Raw genomic sequence first — 18,278 nt, 5'->3', positions numbered from 1 at the left:
GGTCTAGCGCGTTAACTACACAACTACACCTATGAAGAAGTTTCTACTCTTGCTCGCTTTGGTGAGCACCACTTTTGCAATGGCCCAAAGCATTACAGCCGTTGCCGTTTCCAATAACCCTCTAGATTGTCAGGCCTGGACCATTACCGTAGATGGAATGAAGCCCATGCCCCAGTATTTTGTCTCGGCGGATAGCTATACCGTCAATGGCAGCAATCTCGATGTGCTGATCACCTTCGATGCACCGCCTATTGGGAATCCGATGTTTGCACCCTACACCCACGTCATCAACATTCCGGCAAACGCTGTACCTGCGGGGTCCTACCAATTGAATATCACCATTTTCAGTGTACCCATTGGTCAAAACTCGGCTTCGTTCACCACTCCATTTACTTTAGGAAGTTGCTGTCCAGCATCCGCCAATTTCAGCACCAACGACAGTCTTTACTGTTGGGACTCCCCTATTCAAGTCACGGACAACAGCGCGGGAACGACAAACGTAGACTGGTATGTCAACGGCGCTTTTGATCATAGCGGAGTTGGAGATTTTGTCCTATCCGGACACACGGGGACCGTTGAAATCTCACAGGTGGCGATTGATCCTGGATGTACCGACAGTACTTCGAAGAGTGTTTATGTGGCCCTTGAGCCAGCCTTTGGATTTTCGGCCCTTCAAGTAGGTCAGCAGTTCACGTTCACGGCAGGTGGCAGCAGTGCCTATACCTACGATTGGGACTTTGGAGACGGAAACACAGCACAAGGAAACTTAGTGACCCATACCTACGCCCAAGACGGCAATTACACGGTTTGCATGACCACGACTGATGATCAAAACTGCAATGCTGATTCCTGTCAGGTTGTGAATTACTCTACGGTAGGCCTGGATGAGCCTCAGGAGTTCCTGCACATCTACCCGAACCCAGCAAGTTCATTGATCACGATTGAAGGCCGCGTGGATGGACCCATCCTCTGGTTCAACCAATTGGGTCAGCAGATCGATGTACCGAAGCACGAGGGCTCTCAGCCCTTTGTACGGCTTTATGACCTTCGTGAAATTCCCAAAGGAATCTACTATGTTCAGTGGGCAGATCAAGCCGAAAAAATTGTGATTCAATGAAAAATTTAAAGCCGCTCCTTCATTCGTTCCTAGCAGTGATTTTGTGCTCTAGTATTGCTTCAGCTCAAACCATAACGAGTGCCGTAATTTCTGCTAACCCACTGGACTGCCAGCCCTTCACCGTTAACATTGCGGGGGATTTGCCGGCAACCAATTACATTGTCACCGGGGATAATGTAACCGTGAGCGGAAATACCATGACCGTTCGAGTCACTTTTGATGCGCCGGGCTTTGGACTAACGGTCATTACGCCTTACACCCATACCGTAACCGTTCCAGCCAATGTGGGCACGCCTGGACTGACCACCCTCATCATGGAGGCGTATTTTACGCCCTTTTCGCAGATCACCTCGACCTTCCCACAGACCTTTACCTTGGGAAGTTGCTGTCCGGCTTCGGCCAATTTCAGCACCAACGACAGTCTATACTGTTGGGATGCACCCATTCAAGTCACGGACAATAGTGCCGGAACGACCAATGTCGATTGGTATGTGAACGGAGCATTTGACCACAGTGGTGTTGGTGATTTTAATTTAACTGGACTATCCGGCACTGTGGAGATTTCTCAAGTCGCCATAGACCCAGGATGTACAGACAGTACTTCAAAAAGTGTTTATGTAGGACCTGAACCCGCATTTGGGTTCTCAGCACTTCAAGCCGGTCAACAGTTCACTTTCACTTCAAGTGGCAGTAGTGCCTTTACCTACGATTGGGACTTTGGCGATGGAAATACGGACCAGGGAAACTTGGTCACCCATACTTATGCTCAGGACGGTAATTACACTGTGTGCATGACCACGACCGATGACCAAGGCTGCAGTTCTGATTCTTGCCAGGTGGTCAACTATTCCACCGTCGGTCTGGAAGAACCTCAGGAGTTCCTGCACATTTATCCGAATCCTGCTAGTTCAGTGATCACTATTGAAGGTCGTGTGGATGGGCCCATCCTTTGGTTCAACCAATTGGGTCAGCAAATCGATGTGCCGAAGCATGAAGGCTCTCAACCCTTCGTTCGCTTGTACGACTTGAGTGAAATCCCAAAGGGAATCTACTACGTCCAGTGGGCGGACCAGGCTGAAAAAGTAGTGGTTCAATAAAGACCGCTCGCTCGGTTTATCGGTAGAGCCGCTGTTGGTTCAACCATTGCCGGTAGCGCGCGGCGTTCCGGTTGTGCTCGCTAAGGGTTGAAGCGAATTCATGGTATCCAGATCGGTCCACACTGGCGCACATATACATGTAGTTGTGCTGTTCATTGGCCAATACGGCTTCTATGGCCCGTAAGCTCGGTGCTCCAATAGGCCCAGGAGGAAGTCCCTCGTTCAGATAGGTGTTGTATGGAGATTCAATTTGTAGGTCTTTCGTCAAGACTCGACGGATCACCGTATCGGGATTCAACTGCTTCAGAATAAATACGATGGTTGGATCTGACTGAAGCTTCCACCCCCGGCGAAGGCGATTGAGGTATAGACCTGCAACAGTCTTCATTTCTGCGGGCTGGACCGTTTCTCGCTCCACGATAGATGCCAGTGCACTGACTTGGTTTGGATCCATGCCCAGCGCAGCGGCCTTCATTTGGCGATCCTCATCCCAATACCATTCATACTCTTGGAACATGCGCTCAGCAAAACCTTCAGCCGAAGTATTCCAATACATCTCGTAGGTATTTGGTAGGAAGGCTCCGAGTATGGTCTCTTCATTCCAGCCTCGTGAATCTAAGTAGATGGGATCCGAAAGAAGCTGAACAAGCTCTGTCGAATCTGCCTCGAGCTGTGAACTCACCACCTCAGCCAATTCGTAGATATGATCAATATTATTGAAGGTAATGCGCACCGGGGTTTGCCCTCCAGAACGCAATAGGTTGACCATATCGTTGTTGCTCATTCCCGCATACAATTGATACCGCCCACTCTTTATTTTTCGATCATAGCGCTTTAGGCTGGCTACCCAGCGAAAAGTAGCCACTGACCTCAATACCGAGTCCTCTTTCAACTGCTCCGCCACGGCCTCAAAAGGTGCATCCGAGGGAATATAAAGATCGTATTGCTCAATCCCTTCGGATACATTGTTTGACCAGATGGCTCGATATCCGAACCACCCTAAAATGGCCCCTAGTGCCAGGAGAATGGTAGCTACAATGCGAATCGACTGACGACTCATGGATAAATTTGTTTCAGCTGAGCGTACACTTGGGTCGCTCGCGGGTGATCAGGCTCAATACTCAGGATGTGTTCCAAGTCTCGTTCAGCCTCCGCCCAGCGCTCCTGGTATAGAGCCAATCCAGCGCGATTCAAAAGCCCGGGCACGTAATCAGGATCCAAGGCCAAAGATTCATCGTAAAACTCGGCTGCCTTTTCCAAGTCTCCTTCTTGAAGCCAGTAATAGCCCAGATTATTGACGTTCTCGGGATAGTAGGGATACTCCTGATAGACAAACTCCATTTGGGACAAGGCCTTTTCACGTAAGCCCAAATCAACCAGCAAGGTGGCCATCTTATTTCGGAACTCGAGTTGATAAGGAGCAAGCGTAACGGCCTTTTTGAGGAATGGATACGCTGCGTCCTTGTTCCCCATGTTGCGATAGCTCTGGCCAACGCGATAAGCGGTCCAGGCATCGTCGTTGGTAAAGTCCGTGGTCTTCAGCGATTCCAGGACAACCTCTACTCCACGCACATCAATATCTGCGCACAGTCCGGAATAATCAGCTTTCAAAAAGTACCAATTGACCGTTTCAAAGAGCGGGCGTCCGGCTCGATCCAGATATACGGCTGCCGAATCCAAAAACTGGGGATCCGAAGTAAACTTCTCGTATTGCTGCAAGTACGCTCTTGCCACGGTTCGGTCATCCGGAGCATCTTCATTAACACTGACCAATCCGAGGAATTTCTTCACTTTCTGCGCCTGCGGCGCGATGTCCGCCATGCCCCTCTCTCCAGGCACGCGAATCTTATGGTCGTGAACCGTCACGTGCGGAATATCGATACTCGTACTGCTGGGCATATGACAGCCCACGCAGTTGAAATCCTCTGCGACCAGATCCGGTTCAGGAGCTGTGCAGTCAAAGCGAGGCGCACCGGAATGGCAATCACCGCACGTGCTGTTGAATTGAATGAGATTGGTCTCGTGAACGCTTTTGTGCGGATTGTGACAGCTGATGCAGTTGTAGGTCCGTTCCGCTTCCAAGTAACATTTACTCTGTTTAAACCGGTCGATGTGCGAGGCCATAATGAACTCGTTCTCGGCATCTTCATAGCGAGGCAGAAATACGCTCATGACGCTGGAAAGCTCCATGCCCGGTTTAAAATCATACCAATCCTTTCCGGGTTTGAGGACGGCATTTCCTTGAAGATGACAGCGCTGACACACTTCAAACTGAAGTTCGTCCGCCAATTTGGATGGATTAACGATGCTGTAATCCACATACTGACTGGTGTCCACCATGATTCCTTGGCTCTTTTCAATGACGTGAACCTGCCCGGGTCCATGACAACGCTCACAGCTGATCCCGTCCGGCACGCCCGTAAACTTGTTTTCCGACCCCATCACAAACTCCGGAAGAGAGTTGTGGCAACTCATGCATTCTAAGCCAATGGTCCGACTAAATCGCGTGTTGTTCCCGTCTTCAAAACCCGGGGGAAAGTCCAGCTTCCCATCCTGGGTGTAGTAGGTAAATGGCACCTGATGGAGGTAGCCATTCACATTTTGAATATGCGAATTGGTATGCTGCCCGGAGCCGATAATGTAATCTACTACCTCCTCTCGCTGATAGGTCGTATCCTCACCTTCCAGGCGGTATTCCAGGAGTCTTAGTTCATCGTCGGACCAATAGGGGTGATACCAGAGATCGAGGTGCTCGTCGTAAATCTTTGAATCATCCGAGAGCTTGCTGGAGCTCTTGACTCGCGAGGCTTCATCGAAGCTGAGTCCCATTCCGGTATGCACATAGGTCTCGTAGATATCCGCATGGCAAGCCTTACAGACCTCCTTGCCCACATACGCGACGGTGTCCGAGAGGTTCTTGTACTCTGGAATGTCTGCATCGGCCCGTAGGGCCTTTTCTTCTTGCTTTCCCCCACCCGAACAGCGCACGGCCAACAGCGCGACCCCGAGGGTCAGCAAACTGATTACCAGAACCTTTTTCATGATGAGGCTCGAATTTTTTGGAGCAGGTATTCGTCGTGCCAGAGGTCGCCTTCGCGGACCCAGCGCTTCTTTAATCCAACACGCTCAAAGCCGAGGCCTTCGAAAAGCGCTAAGCTGGCTTCGTTGCCGGAAAGAATATTGCAATACACTTGTTCCAAATCGTACTGTTCAAAAACGAAGTCAAGCGCCAGGCTCAATGCAGCCCTAGCGATGCCGCGACGGCGGTTTTCCTCTTCTGCTATGAAAACGCCAACGCCTAATCTTTTGTTGGCGGGGTCAAAATCAAAGAAATCGACCGATCCAAGGCCGGCTAGATCTTCCACGTTTTCAATCACCAAGCGGAGTTGGCGGTATTCGTACAAGTCCTTGTGCGCGTTCTCGAGATAAGCTCTCAAGGTATCCTTAGAGAATGGCGCTTGCGTCTGCGTGATTAACCAGACCTCCGGATCGTTTTCCCAACGGTAAAACAGATCCAAATCACTGGCCTCTGGTGCTCGTAATTGAACTTTGTCGTTCTGAAGCCTTACCATTCAACTTCCCCCTTAAAGGATTGCTCTGCTGGGCCAATCAGTTGAATATCGGTATAGATTCCGCCTTCCTTTTTCCAAGTCACCTGTACTTCACCGCCGGGAAACAAAAGGGGAATCCGACCCTCTTGCACGCCTTTCTTTTCGGCCCAAACCAAGGCGGCGGCCGTTGCCCCAGTACCACAGCTCAGCGTTTCATTTTCAACACCCCGCTCATAGGTTCGAATCTCCAGAAAATGGTCGTGCTCGACGATGAAATTGACGTTGGTTCCTTCCTCTCGGTAGGTATCATTATATCGAATAGCCCGTCCCTCGCCTACGACATCGAAGTCAGCTAAAGAATCAACAAAAGCGACGTAGTGCGGAGAGCCTGTATCCGTGAAGTACGCATCTCCTAGATCTTGAATGCCCGAAACATCACTCATTCCAAGCGCTACTCCTTCCGGCACAAGTTCGGCGTGATGCACCCCATCGACAGCCATGAACTCAGTTCTGCCCGAGATCAGACCCAAGGCGGCCGCATACTTGACCGTGCATCGCCCGCCATTTCCACACATCGAGCCCTCGTGACCGTCTGCATTGAAGTAAACCATCTCGAAATCATATCGCTCGCTGTTGCGCAAGAGTATGAGCCCGTCAGCTCCTATTCCGAAGCGTCGATCGCATAAATAGGCAATTTGACTCGCCTCAGCCGCGGGGAAAAAGCCCTGTCGATCATCGACTAAAATGAAGTCGTTTCCCGTACCTTGGTATTTGTCAAAGGGTATACGCACGTTAAAATCCTGTTAAAGCGCCCAAATCTTGCAACTTGGCACGATTCTGTGGCGTTATTTGTCTGTGCTGCACGAGCATTCGTATGGCCATGCAATCAGAGACACCAAACATAAAAATAATAAACCCCATGAAGAAGTTACTCGGTACGTTTACCGCCGCCCTCCTCGGAGGAGCCGTTGCTTTGGGAACCTATACATATTTCCAACCGGACAGCGCCTACGAAGTGCGCATGGTTGAACCAGCTGCCTACCCTACCCATTATGAACCTTCTAGATCGAATGCGCCTACGGCGCGATCCGCAAGTCGAATGGCTCCGGGTGAAGCTCCTGATTTTGTACATGCGGCCAACGAGACCCTCGAAGCGGTGGTCCATGTCGAAGCCATGGGCAGCCAGGAAGCCCAATACAGCAATCCCTTTTACGAATATTTCTACGGACAGAGTCCTCGTCGCTCCATGCCTACTTTGAGCAGTGGAAGCGGTGTGATCATCGACTCTGAAGGATATATCGTGACCAACAATCATGTCATTGACGGAGCGGACAAGATTCGCGTGACCATGGATGACAATCGCGTATTCAGCGCTGATCTGGTCGGTACCGACCCGACCACTGACATCGCTCTACTCAAGGTGGAAGAAACAAGCCTTCCGTCCATTCCTTTCACCAACAGTGATGACGTACAGGTTGGAGAATGGGTATTGGCCGTTGGAAATCCCTTTAATTTGACGAGTACCGTGACCGCAGGAATCGTCTCCGCAAAAGGACGTAACATCAACATCATCCCCGAGCGTTTCGCTATTGAATCATTCATCCAAACAGACGCCGCAGTGAATCCGGGAAATTCCGGAGGAGCGCTCGTCAACACAGAAGGTGCACTGGTTGGAATCAATACTGCGATCTCTACCCGGACGGGATCTTTTGAAGGCTACAGCTTTGCCGTTCCCTCCAATATGGTGAGCAAAGTGGTTAGCGACCTCAAGGATTACGGTACCGTTCAACGGGCCTTCATCGGGGTCAATATCCGGGACATGAATGCTCAACTAGCTCGCGAACTGGAGTTGAACTTGAACAATGGCGTATTCGTCGGAGGCCTCACGGAAGGTGGAGCAGCCGAAGATGCTGGAATGGAAGTAGGTGATGTTATTATTGCCGTGAACGACGTACCCGTCGAGCGCACTTCCGAACTTCAAGAACAAATTGCACGCTATCGCCCTGGTGATCGAGTGAATGTACTGGTCAACCGCGAAGGCAATGAGCGCAACTTCAGCTTGGTCCTTCGAAATGTTCAAGGAAATACCAACTTGATCAACCGAGAGGAGGTCGTCGCTGCCCGCATCCTCGGTGCAGAATTGGAGCAACCGAGCCTTCAAGAGTTACAGCGCTACGGCGTAGAGAACGGGGTAAGAATTAAAGCTCTAGATGACGGAAAACTGCGTCGTGAAGGTATTCGAGAAGGATTCATCATCACGGAAATCACGGTAGATGAGCAGTCTTTTGATATCGATGCTCCCAGTGATGTCGCTAAAGCTCTGGAAGGTCGAGAAGATGTCGGCGTCTTCGTGAAAGGGTTCTACCCTGGAGGAAAGGTGCGCTATTACGCCTTTGGACTATAACTTGCGCGAACGTATGAAAGGCGGCCTTATCAAATAGGGCCGCCTTTTTTTGTGGATTGAAGGGGCTGTTCGCGTGTATTCCTTTTTTCAAAAATAGATGGTAATAACCGCTAAAACTCTAATTTTGCGCCGTCAAAGACTTGATAACTACACAAAAGAAAAGTCATGTCCCAATCCTATGAGGAGCAAATTGCGCTCCGTATCCAACAAGACAAAGCGGCGGCTGAATTCGTAAAATTGGTCACCGATCTTTGGCTCGACAAGTCAATCGAAATCACCCTCTTCCGCAAGCCCTTGATTGACCAGAGCATCAGCGAGATTCTCAACATTCACGAGTACGGTCGTCAAATCAAAGATGAGCCGATCACCATCACTGAGACCCTGGGTCTGCTTCGCACCATTAGTCAAGTAGACGCAGCGCCTGCGCGAATTGACGTCGGTCGCCTCGGAGCGGAATGGTTGAAGGAAGGAAGTCAGTTTGACTCCATGGAGGCCTTTGTGCACGCCAAACTCGACCACATGATCGATCGCGCCAACGACTTGGTGCCGAAAGATGTGGTGCTCTACGGATTTGGTCGTATCGGACGACTTCTTGCGCGAATCCTCGTGGCAAAAGAAGGTCGTGGAGAGCAATTGCGCTTACGAGCCATTGTTACGCGAGACAAAACACCTGAGCAGTTGATGAAACGCGCCTCCTTGTTGCGTCAAGATTCTGTTCATGGACATTTCCCAGGAACCGTAGAAGTGGATGTCGAAAACAACCGTATGATTGTCAACGGTCGCCCGATCCAGATCATCAGTGCCAATGGACCGGAGGAAATCGACTATACGAAGTACGACATTGACAACGCCCTGATCATCGACAACACAGGAGCCTTCCGCGACGAAGAAGCCTTGAGTCGTCATTTGACCTCAAAAGGTGCAGACAAGGTGCTTTTGACTGCTCCAGGGAAAGGTGTTCCAAACATCGTTCACGGAGTCAATCAAGAGGACTTTGACCCAGCCAATACCAGAATTTGGTCTGCAGCGTCTTGTACGACCAACGCCATCACCCCAGTCTTGAAAGTGATTGAGGATGCGTATGGTATTGTTAAGGGCCACATTGAAACCGTACATGCCTACACCAACGACCAGAACTTGGTGGACAACATGCACAAGAAATATCGACGAGGCCGTGCAGCTGCCATGAACATGGTCATCACGGAAACGGGAGCCGGAAAGGCGGTATCTAAAGCGCTACCCGTATTGGAAGGCAAGTTGACTTCCAATGCCATCCGCGTCCCTACCCCGAACGGATCTTTGGCTATTCTCAGCCTGAACGTTGAGAAGGCAACAGACAAAGAGGACGTCAACTTGACGATGCGCAAAGCAGCCTTGTACAGTGACTTGGTCGAGCAAATTGAGTACAGCATGGACGACGAGCTCGTTTCGAGTGATATTGTAGGTCGTGCACAACCTTCGATTTTCGACAGTCCGGCAACCATTGTCTCTGGAGACGGTCACAGCATGAACCTATACGTTTGGTACGACAACGAGTACGGATACAGCTGTCAAGTAGTACGCTTGGCTAAGTACATTTCGAACGTACGACGCCTGCGTTACTATTGATTAGAGAATTGAGCGCAGCTCTTTGAGGTGCATAATCTCATAAGTCGGCTGTTCGCTATGCAACAAGCCGGTTGGGTTAAAGAATACTTGATCCCAGCCGGCTTTTTTGGCTCCTAGAATATCGGCTTCTAGATTGTCGCCAATCATCAAGCTTTCTTGTTTCTCCGCTCCGGTTCTACTCAGCGCATAGCGAAAAATGTTTTCGTGCGGTTTACGCACCCCTGCTTGCTCACTGGTCACGATCACGTCAAAATGCTCCCCCAGTGTACTCTCGCGCAGCTTGATGTGCTGGACTTCTTCAAAGCCATTGGTGATGATGTGGAGCACATAAGAATCACGCAGGTACTCCAAGGTCTCAATGGCTTCTGGGAAGAGGTTCTTTTTATACGGGCTGCGGTCCAAGTATTCGAATTCCATCCACTTTGCAACCGTGCGGTCCTTAATCCCGAACTCTTCAAGCGCTTTTTGAAATCGCGTTGTTCTCAACGTGGCTTTATCAATTTCGCCCAAGCGATACCGACGCCACATTTCATCGTTGTGGACCTGATAGCGCGGAAAGAATTCTTCCACGTCTATTTTGTACAAACCATCCTCAGCCAACTCGGCCAAGAGCTCGGTCATGGTCTCGTGGGCGTTCTTCTCAAAGTCCCAGAGGGTGTGGTCTAAGTCAAAAAAGAGGTGCTTATAGCCCATGTTAGAGTTTTGGGCCAAAGGCCAAGTCTCCTGCATCCCCTAGCCCCGGTACGATGTACTTCTTGGCGTTCATTTCTTCGTCAATGGCAGCGACAAATAGGGTTCCTTTATCCTTGAGCTTGTCTGAAACGTAGTCTACTCCTTCACGACTGGCAATCACCGAAACACAATCCACCCTCTTTGGTGTACCGCGCTGAAGCAGTGCTTCATAAGCCAATACCATGGATTGTCCTGTCGCTAGCATAGGGTCACAAAGAATCACATGACGGTCCGTCAAATCAGGGCACGCGAGATACTCAACAACGACCTCAAAGCTGTTATCTTCATGAACGTTGCGGTAGGCACTGATATACGCATTGTCCGCTTGGTCAAATACCTCAAGTACTCCGTTGTGCAAGGGAACTCCAGCGCGCAAGATGCTGGCCACTACAGGCTGTTCGTTGGGAACCGGAACTTCACTCACACCCAAGGGGGTATGCACCAATCTCAGGTGGTAGTTCATAGTTTTGGACAGTTCGTAGGCCAGGTGCTGGCCAATGCGTTCGATGTTGTTGCGAAAACGCATGCGGTCCTGCTGGATTCGTTCATCACGAATCTCGGACATGTACTGATTAACGATGCTGGGTTGTGCGCCTAAATCGATGATTTTCATACCTCGGGTCGATACCATTTAAGGTACCAAGGTAGTCGATTCAAGGTGAATTTAGGAATAAATTTAACCTCCGGATTCAAGCCTTGAACCACTGAAGGATCAGCCATGCGCTCGAGTACTTCGACCCGCACTGGATAGGGTTCTGATTCCTTCAAAATGGCCCATAACATCAATCGCGCCGTGGACACCTCGGAAGAACTGGCTTGAGCTAAGGTATGAACGGTGATGGCTTCGGCGTCGTAGAATATATAGGCTCCAGCCACGAGTGTATTGCTTCGGTCATAGAGGCTCCAGACCTGTCCTTTCCGCTTGTGAATTCCCACATGCATCAAGTGCTTCAATCGCTCTTCGTCCATTTCCTCAAAGGGATGATTTGCCAAGCCTTGTTCTTTGAGTAATCCAATCAAGGCCTCTGGGGGATCGTTGTGAAACACCGTGTAGTCCTCGGCCTGTCGCGGAATCTCATCATCGGCCCGTAGGGCCAAAGTTTCCGGGCCGCAATGCCATTGATAAAGGCGTTCGCCTCCTTCACCAGAAGGGCTTAAAGGCCAATCAATGTACTTAAGGGACTTAGGGAGGAGCGCCTTCCATTCCTTTTCTTGAGGAATTTGGGCCTGCGGCCCGATAAAACCCAGAGATCCGACCCAAGGCGGTGTAACGCTCCATTCTACCCCATACTTCGCATAACGAGGAAGCGGCATAATGGCTTCGTAGTCGCCTACCACAAGCGCATCCCAATCTGGGCATACGGTGTCTAAGAACCACGTTTGGAAATAGGGCCGCCCTTGGGCATACCGGCGAGCGCACTTATTCCAAGCTTCTTCGTCCAGATCGTTTTGATGTATGAATCGCAGCATAAAATCGGAGAACACGCTATATTGAGGAAAGTTTGCTCGGAAGTCTGAGTGAGCTTAAATAATCCTCTTTCTATGGCAGCATTGGATCAGATAAATGAATTGCGAAAGCGCATGAGCGCTTCTATTATCGGACAGGATCGACTGGTGGATCGATTGATTCTCGTTCTACTTTCAGATGGAAACCTGTTATTGGAAGGCTTGCCCGGATTAGCCAAAACTCGGGCCATTAAAGCTTTAGCCTCCGCCTTGGACGCTCAGCTCAGTCGAATTCAATTCACGCCCGACTTGCTTCCGAGCGATATCACCGGGACCGAGATTTACCAGCCCGAATTGAAGGACCCTTTTGTGTTTCAACGCGGCCCCATCTTCAGCAACCTCATTTTAGCCGATGAAATCAACCGATCTCCGGCGAAAGTTCAATCTGCCCTGCTGGAAGCCATGGAGGAACGCCAAGTTTCGGTTGCCGGCAAGACCTATCCTATGGAACCACTCTTCTTGGTCATGGCGACACAAAACCCGGTGGAACAAGAAGGAACCTACCCACTGCCCGAGGCTCAAATGGATCGTTTTCTCATGCATGTGGTCATTGATTATCCGGACGATAAGGCTGAGTTGGCCATCATGAAACTAAATCGAGAAGAGCACCATGGCGGTGGTGCAAAGAACGATGAGAAAATTTCGGCTCAGGTCATTTTTGATGCTCGTGCCGAAATTGCCCAAATCAACAGCAGTGAGGCTTCGGATCGATACATCGTAGATTTAGTTGCCGCCACGCGCAGACCGGAAAAGTACAGCGACGAACTGGCGGGATGGATTGATTTTGGCGCAAGTCCAAGAGGGAGCATAGCCTTGGATCGTGCGTCTCGGACACATGCGTGGATGAGAGGAAGCGCGCAGGTGGAACCGGACGATATTCGTTCGGTAGTTCACGAATGCCTTCGTCATCGAATCATTCTGAGCTATGATGCAGAGGCCGAAGGAAAAAGTGCCGATGATGTCCTCAATGAAATACTCAAGCAGGTTGCCGTAATCGCCTAAGTCCATGTCCAGCTCTGACCCTTCCGTTTTTCTTTCTCTTCCCGATCTTCTTCGGCTCGAGCATGAAGCCATAGGTTTTAGCCTACTCGCTCGAAAGCAGCGTGTACGTTCATTGCTCGGAGGAAGACATGCATCCAAACTTCGGGGACGCGGTTTGGACTTTGAGGAAGTACGAGCCTACGTTCAAGGGGATGATATCCGGAATATTGATTGGAAAGTAACGGCGAGAACGCGACAAACGCATACTCGGGTGTACAGTGAGGAAAAGGAGAAACCCGCCTTGATCATTGTTGACCAATCCAAATCCATGTTCTTTGGCTCTTCATTTAAAACCAAGGCTGCAATAGCAGGTGAGTTGGCAGCAATGGCCGCTTTTAGGGTGCTTAAGCAAGGTGACCGCGTAGGCGGAGTCGTTCTTTCTGACGACGCAGCTGACGTTGTCTATCCAAAGCGAGACCGCAGAAATATCTTGCGCTTTCTGGAGCGTATTGTCGATCGAAATGTAGCGTTGGCAGAAAGTGAACCAGGGGATTTTGAAGGCTCTCTTGGTAAGATGCTGGCACGAATCAACAACCTCGTCACGCATGATTTTCTCATCATCGTCATCAGTGATTTTCATCGATACAACCCTCGTGTTCTTCAAGCCCTTCAGCGAATGGGGCGCAAAAATGACGTGCTCGTAGCGAAGGTCATGGACCCTATGGAGCGAGAGCTGCCGCCGCTAAGGTTCACAGCCGGAAGCGCTCTACACGACGCTTCGCCCGAAGTGCACCAGGCCGTATTCAATGGACAAAACCGGAATCTTCTCGAGTCTTGGCGTAAAGAGTTTGACCGGGAAATGCAATCCTTCGAATCTGATCTAAAGAAGCACCACATTCCTTTTTTCACCGTTTCCACCGCCATACCAACGGTAGACCAGCTGGCTGAAATCTTCAAAAGCAGGAACAGCTAATGGACACTTGGACCACCCCAACATTGATAGAGCCCGATCGAATAGCATTTACTTTTGATGCGCCCGGATGGAAGGTTGTAGGTATAATCCTCCTTATTTCATTGTCACTTCTTATTTACCGTCAGTGGCGCTCCTATTTGAGAAACGCTTACCGCAGAAAAGCGCTGCTTCAAATGAAGGAGTTGGCTCCGGGAAGGGATGGTTGGATGACCATGTGGATTCTTACACGTCAAGTGGCTATCCATCGATTCGGAAGAGAGAGAACAGCATCCTTAAAAGGTTTGGCTTGGCTATCCTTTCTAGAAAAAACGGGTAAAAACGTTAACCTGATGGCTCATTCCACAGCCATTCATCAGGGTATATACGGAGCCGAATTACCCTCCGAGCCCACCGCACGGGCCGTTCTTCAAGAACTCATTCAATGGATCAAGAGTCATGAATGAGGTATTCGAATTCGCTTGGCCTTGGGCCTTCACGCTGCTCGCGCTGCCTTTTCTCGTTGCTCGGGGACTACCTCCAGTGCGTTTGAGAGGTCCGTCCTTGAATCTTCCGTCTTTTTATAAAGTCTCAAAAACATACGGAGCACAGCCGCGTAAAGCCGCTGAAGTAAAACGAAGGTCTGTCTTCTCATGGCTAATCCTCTACGTAATCTGGGGCTGTACAGTTACGGCAATCGCAGGACCTCAATTCATTGCTCAACCAGAACTAAAGGTCAAAACAACCAGAAACTTTCTCATCGTAGCGGATATCAGCTTCAGCATGGCGCAAAAAGATTGGAAAGTTGAAGGTTCTTCCACAACCCGATGGGAGGCGCTCAAAAGAGTCATGAAGGACTTCATTGAAGAGCGTACGGGAGATCGAATGGGCTTGCTTTTCTTTGGAACAAATGCCTACATCCAAGCGCCATTTACAACTGATTTACAAACGGTTAATCAACTGTTGGACGAAGCCGACGTCGGGATGGCTGGGCAAATGACACATATTGGAAAGGCCGTAGTCAAAGGAATTGAATTGTTTGATCGAGATACCCTTGAGGCCAAAGTCATGTTGGTTCTAACAGATGGTATAGACGCCGGAACGGAGATCATGCCGTTAGATGCGGCTCAGATGGCTCTTGAAGATTCCATTGTCATCTATACCGTTGGGATTGGGAAGCCAGACAACACGGGACAGGGACTGGATGAACGAACACTTCAGGACATAGCCGAGCTCACCAACGGGAGATACTTCCGAGCAGAGGACGCAGAGGACCTGGAGAGAATTTACGAGGAAATTGATCTACTCGAGCCCATGGAATTTGAAGAAGAGGAGCAAAGGCCCATCACCTTGCTCTACATGTATCCGCTTGGGCTTGCGTTGATCCTCTTGTTAACGTCCACGTTTATAGCACAGTTCTGGAAAAGGATGGGTAGTGTCAAATCTAATTCCAAAGGAAATGCTTGATTTGGTAGGATTCTCACAGTTCCACTTTTTACGTCCCCAGGCCTTCTGGCTGATGGTTCCCTGGATCTTTATTGGCGTGCTCCTTCTACTCGAACGAAGTGACCGCATTCGTTGGGCCAAAGCCATTGCCCCACATCTCAGGCCCTTCATGATTTCCGAAGGCCAAAGACGTCAGGCCAACGTTGTGATGTTTACGAGCTACATCACCATGATGCTCGGTATTCTTGCCCTCGCTGGACCTACTTGGGAAAAAGCGGAGGTTCCTGGACGCACACTCAAAACTCCAGTTGTGGTAGTGCTAGAGCTGACTCCGGAGATGGAGAAGACGGATATTGCACCTTCTCGAGTGGAGCAAGCGCTATTCAAAATCAGAGACTTTCTGGCTCTAAATCCCAGAGCCCAAGTAGCCTTAATTGTTTTCAGCGGCAGCGCACATACCGTTGTGCCCTTAACGACGGACTACGACATACACCTGGAGCATCTTATGGGACTGTCCCCAGATGTGATGCCCGTAGAAGGCAGAGTCTTATCGGATGCATTAACACTTGCGGATTCGACGGCGCGAAGAACAGAAGCCCCTGGATTTATATGGATCCTTGGAACTGTTCCTATTGCCGAGGAAATCGCATACATGAGTGTTTTCTGTGACACTTCAGATCAGGCCATCCGCTATTCCCAAGTCTCAAGTTCTCCCCATGGAGAACTGGGAAAGGCCGGTTTCGAATTCCTACCGTTGACCCTGGACAATAGTGATATTGAGCAACTAAATAAAGAGGTATTCGATCAACTCGACTACACGGAAGATACAGAACGATCAGAAGAGAATTGGACGGATAAAGGACCACTACTATTGATTCCTTTTGCTCTCCTCCTGCTACTATGGTTCCGACGAGGCTGGGTGATTTTCCTTTTAATCTTCACAACCTCTTGTACATCAGATTCAGCAAACTGGTGGTTCACGCCTGACTACCAAGGCCAACGATTGAGTGAGAAGGAGCGGTACACAGATGCAGCTCGACTATATACCGATCCTTTAAGGAAAGGGGTGGCCTACTTTAAAAGTGGAGATTTTGAATCTGCCATTTCAGCATTTAAAAGGGATACGACGAGCATGGGGCAATTCAATTTAGGCGTAGCCTATTATGAAAATGGGGATACCCTGGCTGCTCTTATGGCCTTTGGTGAAGCCTACGCTCAAGACTCTTCAATGAATCAGGCAAAACAGTGGCAAGATCAATTGCAACAAATCATTGGATCTCAGCAAGACATCGACCCTTCTGAAGCGAGCGAAAACAACGATCCTGAGCGCGCACAAAACATGCAGAATCAGGACATGGAGGACCTTGGCGGCGGCGGTCAAGAGGCGACCGAGGAAGACATGCAACGAGAACGCAAAGAAGAAACCGTCTCCACCGATGTTCGAAAGGGCAAGGAGTTAGAAGAAGTTCCAGATGATATAGAGATTGGAAATGAGCCGGTCTCCAGTAAAGTCCTGATGCGTCGAACGGACGACGACCCACAGCTTTTTCTCAAGCGAAAATTCGCCTATCAGTGGAAGAAAAAACAAGCGAAAAAGTGATGTCTAGAGTTCTACATATTGGACTCATACTCGGAATGTTGATTTCCTCGGCACCATTTCTAAATGGTCAAAAACTCTGGGCTGAAGTAGAAGTTGACAAGAACTCGGTCTATGTTGGGGAGCCTGTACAAGTTTCCATCACCGTTTATACCTCGACTTGGTTTACCAGGGGTATAGATTTAGGTAATCTAAGAGTTGAAAACGCCTTTACGGTTTATTTTAGACCCGTAAGTACCACCAAAACCGATGCTGGAAATACGTACGCCGGCGTCCAGCTGATCTATAAGGTCTTTCCTTACACACAGAAGGATCTCCTTTTTCCTGAATTAAATATTCAAGTGGAAAGCCCTGAAGAAGGAGGATACAGAGGAATTACTCAAAACGTACGATCCAAGGCCGTTCGGATCAGGGTGAAGCCAGCTCCTGCAACGCTCGAGTCCGAGGATTGGCTGGTTACACCAGGACTTCGAGTGTCCGAAACTTATTCTAAGTCCTTGAATGACATTCGCGTAGGCGACGTTGTCGAACGCAGTGTCGTCCGCAATGCTGATGAGACCGTTGCCGATCTAATCCCCCCGATTTCGTGGGATAGTGTTGATGGGACACGCATGTACCTTCAACGTCCGTCAGTGGAAAACATAAAAGGCCGAACTCAATTCAGCGCTCGACGTACGGATCGTGTGCAGTATCTTTTTGAAGACGAGGGGGAAGTCGATTTTCCGGAACAAGTTCTCTACTGGTTCCACCCGAGTCGTCAAAAACTTTTTAAAAAAACACTTCCCTCACACACCGTCTACGTAGCCGCCAATCCCGATCTCGGCATGTTACAAACCATTCGGGATTCCCTTTCGCTAATGGAAAGCACAGACTCCATGGAGTCGATTGAAGGAGGAGGCAAGAAGTCTTGGACGCAATGGTTAATACTGGCTGTGGCCGGTACTTCAGTATTCTTCTTTGCATTTGTAATTTACCGAAGAGTTCCCATTTGGAGGGCGAATAGAAGCGAAAGAAGAACTCGTTATTTTAAGTCCGAATCCTATGCTTTTAAGCAGGTCCTCCACTTCGCAAAAAATCCCGATTCCAAAGAGCACGCCAACGCCGTATATCATTGGCTCGACACATTACCTCTCCACTCTCCTACCTTGGAAGCAGCATTTAATCAGGGTAATCAACCCCCCAGGACCTTAGTCGAAATGAATCCAAGCGCTTGGCGATCGCTCCGCAAAGCGCTGGATGAAAATAGGGCATCCAAAACCTCAGATTGGATTAATCCTTGAAGCTCGCGCA

At 49.6% G+C, this 18,278-nt stretch carries 17 protein-coding genes; 10 read left to right on the top strand and 7 right to left on the bottom strand.

Annotated elements, in window-relative coordinates:
• The first annotated feature begins 262 nt into the window (after window positions 1–262).
• A complete protein-coding gene (locus HZ996_07830) occupies window positions 263–1,117 on the top strand; it encodes a PKD domain-containing protein (protein QTN40024.1) in 855 nt (284 codons plus the stop codon).
• Complete coding sequence (locus tag HZ996_07825; GenBank protein ID QTN39045.1) at window positions 1,114–2,214, top strand: PKD domain-containing protein; 1,101 nt, start codon at window positions 1,114–1,116, stop codon at window positions 2,212–2,214. Before HZ996_07830 ends, HZ996_07825 begins: the two co-directional genes overlap by 4 nt.
• A 16-nt stretch (window positions 2,215–2,230) precedes the next feature.
• Here HZ996_07825 and mltG read toward each other — a convergent pair whose 3' ends face one another.
• Genes mltG through HZ996_07805 form a run of 4 tightly spaced genes read right to left on the bottom strand, consistent with a single transcriptional unit; the run spans window position 2,231 to window position 6,556 of the window.
• Window positions 2,231–3,274 (bottom strand): endolytic transglycosylase MltG, encoded by a 1,044-nt coding sequence (gene mltG, locus HZ996_07820; protein ID QTN39044.1) that lies wholly within the window; start codon window positions 3,272–3,274, stop codon window positions 2,231–2,233.
• Window positions 3,271–5,256, bottom strand: coding sequence for a tetratricopeptide repeat protein (locus HZ996_07815; GenBank protein ID QTN39043.1), 1,986 nt, complete (start codon window positions 5,254–5,256; stop codon window positions 3,271–3,273). Before HZ996_07815 ends, mltG begins: the two co-directional genes overlap by 4 nt.
• Window positions 5,253–5,786, bottom strand: coding sequence for a GNAT family N-acetyltransferase (locus tag HZ996_07810; protein QTN39042.1), 534 nt, complete (start codon window positions 5,784–5,786; stop codon window positions 5,253–5,255). Before HZ996_07810 ends, HZ996_07815 begins: the two co-directional genes overlap by 4 nt.
• Window positions 5,780–6,556, bottom strand: a complete 777-nt coding sequence (locus tag HZ996_07805; protein ID QTN39041.1) for a diaminopimelate epimerase — start codon at window positions 6,554–6,556, stop codon at window positions 5,780–5,782. The genes HZ996_07810 and HZ996_07805 overlap by 7 nt, the downstream gene beginning before the upstream one ends.
• A 128-nt stretch (window positions 6,557–6,684) precedes the next feature.
• Between HZ996_07805 and HZ996_07800 the strand changes: the two genes are divergently transcribed.
• Window positions 6,685–8,169 carry a trypsin-like peptidase domain-containing protein gene (locus HZ996_07800; protein QTN39040.1) on the top strand — a complete coding sequence of 495 codons (1,485 nt, stop codon included), beginning with the start codon at window positions 6,685–6,687 and terminating at the stop codon, window positions 8,167–8,169.
• A 165-nt stretch (window positions 8,170–8,334) separates the two neighbouring features.
• On the top strand, window positions 8,335–9,777 hold the full coding sequence (locus HZ996_07795) for a glyceraldehyde-3-phosphate dehydrogenase (protein ID QTN39039.1): 1,443 nt from the start codon (window positions 8,335–8,337) through the stop codon (window positions 9,775–9,777).
• Here HZ996_07795 and HZ996_07790 read toward each other — a convergent pair whose 3' ends face one another.
• From HZ996_07790 to HZ996_07780, 3 genes are read right to left on the bottom strand one after another with little or no spacing between them, the layout of a single operon-like run.
• Entirely contained in the window at window positions 9,778–10,470 is a 693-nt protein-coding gene (locus tag HZ996_07790) for a noncanonical pyrimidine nucleotidase, YjjG family (GenBank protein QTN39038.1), read from the bottom strand.
• A gap of 1 nt (window position 10,471) precedes the next feature.
• A complete protein-coding gene (gene upp, locus HZ996_07785; GenBank protein QTN39037.1) occupies window positions 10,472–11,122 on the bottom strand; it encodes a uracil phosphoribosyltransferase in 651 nt (216 codons plus the stop codon).
• The gene (locus HZ996_07780) at window positions 11,119–11,979 is read right to left on the bottom strand and encodes a hypothetical protein (GenBank protein QTN39036.1); all 861 of its coding nucleotides are present in this window, start codon (window positions 11,977–11,979) and stop codon (window positions 11,119–11,121) included. The genes upp and HZ996_07780 overlap by 4 nt, the downstream gene beginning before the upstream one ends.
• Before the next feature lie 72 nt (window positions 11,980–12,051).
• Here HZ996_07780 and HZ996_07775 point away from each other — a divergent pair, with 72 nt between their 5' ends.
• Genes HZ996_07775 through HZ996_07750 form a run of 6 tightly spaced genes read left to right on the top strand, consistent with a single transcriptional unit; the run spans window position 12,052 to window position 18,268 of the window.
• Window positions 12,052–13,017, top strand: a complete 966-nt coding sequence (locus tag HZ996_07775; protein QTN39035.1) for an AAA family ATPase — start codon at window positions 12,052–12,054, stop codon at window positions 13,015–13,017.
• Window positions 13,018–13,021: 4 nt separating this feature from the next.
• The gene (locus HZ996_07770; protein ID QTN39034.1) at window positions 13,022–13,969 is read left to right on the top strand and encodes a DUF58 domain-containing protein; all 948 of its coding nucleotides are present in this window, start codon (window positions 13,022–13,024) and stop codon (window positions 13,967–13,969) included.
• Window positions 13,969–14,412: a DUF4381 domain-containing protein gene (locus HZ996_07765; GenBank protein ID QTN39033.1), complete on the top strand. Its 444-nt coding sequence runs from the start codon at window positions 13,969–13,971 to the stop codon at window positions 14,410–14,412. Before HZ996_07770 ends, HZ996_07765 begins: the two co-directional genes overlap by 1 nt.
• Window positions 14,405–15,412: a VWA domain-containing protein gene (locus HZ996_07760; protein ID QTN39032.1), complete on the top strand. Its 1,008-nt coding sequence runs from the start codon at window positions 14,405–14,407 to the stop codon at window positions 15,410–15,412. The genes HZ996_07765 and HZ996_07760 overlap by 8 nt, the downstream gene beginning before the upstream one ends.
• Entirely contained in the window at window positions 15,405–16,991 is a 1,587-nt protein-coding gene (locus tag HZ996_07755; GenBank protein ID QTN39031.1) for a VWA domain-containing protein, read from the top strand. The genes HZ996_07760 and HZ996_07755 overlap by 8 nt, the downstream gene beginning before the upstream one ends.
• Complete coding sequence (locus tag HZ996_07750) at window positions 16,991–18,268, top strand: BatD family protein (GenBank protein ID QTN39030.1); 1,278 nt, start codon at window positions 16,991–16,993, stop codon at window positions 18,266–18,268. The genes HZ996_07755 and HZ996_07750 overlap by 1 nt, the downstream gene beginning before the upstream one ends.
• Window positions 18,269–18,278 lie beyond the last annotated feature (10 nt).

Source organism: Cryomorphaceae bacterium (genome assembly GCA_017798125.1).
Taxonomy (GTDB): domain Bacteria; phylum Bacteroidota; class Bacteroidia; order Flavobacteriales; family ECT2AJA-044; genus ECT2AJA-044.
The sequence above is the reverse complement of the archived record's forward strand: the minus strand, read 5'-3'. Positions and strand labels throughout refer to the sequence as shown.

Bases quoted from the DNA above. Each gene is read 5' to 3' on its own strand.
- HZ996_07830 (QTN40024.1), top strand. From the start codon at position 263: ATGTTTGCACCCTACACCCACGTCATCAACATTCCGGCAAACGCTGTA.
- HZ996_07825 (QTN39045.1), top strand. From the start codon at position 1,114: ATGAAAAATTTAAAGCCGCTCCTTCATTCGTTCCTAGCAGTGATTTTG.
- mltG (QTN39044.1), bottom strand. From the start codon at position 3,274: ATGAGTCGTCAGTCGATTCGCATTGTAGCTACCATTCTCCTGGCACTA.
- HZ996_07815 (QTN39043.1), bottom strand. From the start codon at position 5,256: ATGAAAAAGGTTCTGGTAATCAGTTTGCTGACCCTCGGGGTCGCGCTG.
- HZ996_07810 (QTN39042.1), bottom strand. From the start codon at position 5,786: ATGGTAAGGCTTCAGAACGACAAAGTTCAATTACGAGCACCAGAGGCC.
- HZ996_07800 (QTN39040.1), top strand. From the start codon at position 6,685: ATGAAGAAGTTACTCGGTACGTTTACCGCCGCCCTCCTCGGAGGAGCC.
- HZ996_07795 (QTN39039.1), top strand. From the start codon at position 8,335: ATGTCCCAATCCTATGAGGAGCAAATTGCGCTCCGTATCCAACAAGAC.
- HZ996_07790 (QTN39038.1), bottom strand. From the start codon at position 10,470: ATGGGCTATAAGCACCTCTTTTTTGACTTAGACCACACCCTCTGGGAC.
- upp (QTN39037.1), bottom strand. From the start codon at position 11,122: ATGAAAATCATCGATTTAGGCGCACAACCCAGCATCGTTAATCAGTAC.
- HZ996_07780 (QTN39036.1), bottom strand. From the start codon at position 11,979: ATGCTGCGATTCATACATCAAAACGATCTGGACGAAGAAGCTTGGAAT.
- HZ996_07775 (QTN39035.1), top strand. From the start codon at position 12,052: ATGGCAGCATTGGATCAGATAAATGAATTGCGAAAGCGCATGAGCGCT.
- HZ996_07770 (QTN39034.1), top strand. From the start codon at position 13,022: ATGTCCAGCTCTGACCCTTCCGTTTTTCTTTCTCTTCCCGATCTTCTT.
- HZ996_07765 (QTN39033.1), top strand. From the start codon at position 13,969: ATGGACACTTGGACCACCCCAACATTGATAGAGCCCGATCGAATAGCA.
- HZ996_07760 (QTN39032.1), top strand. From the start codon at position 14,405: ATGAATGAGGTATTCGAATTCGCTTGGCCTTGGGCCTTCACGCTGCTC.
- HZ996_07755 (QTN39031.1), top strand. From the start codon at position 15,405: ATGCTTGATTTGGTAGGATTCTCACAGTTCCACTTTTTACGTCCCCAG.
- HZ996_07750 (QTN39030.1), top strand. From the start codon at position 16,991: ATGTCTAGAGTTCTACATATTGGACTCATACTCGGAATGTTGATTTCC.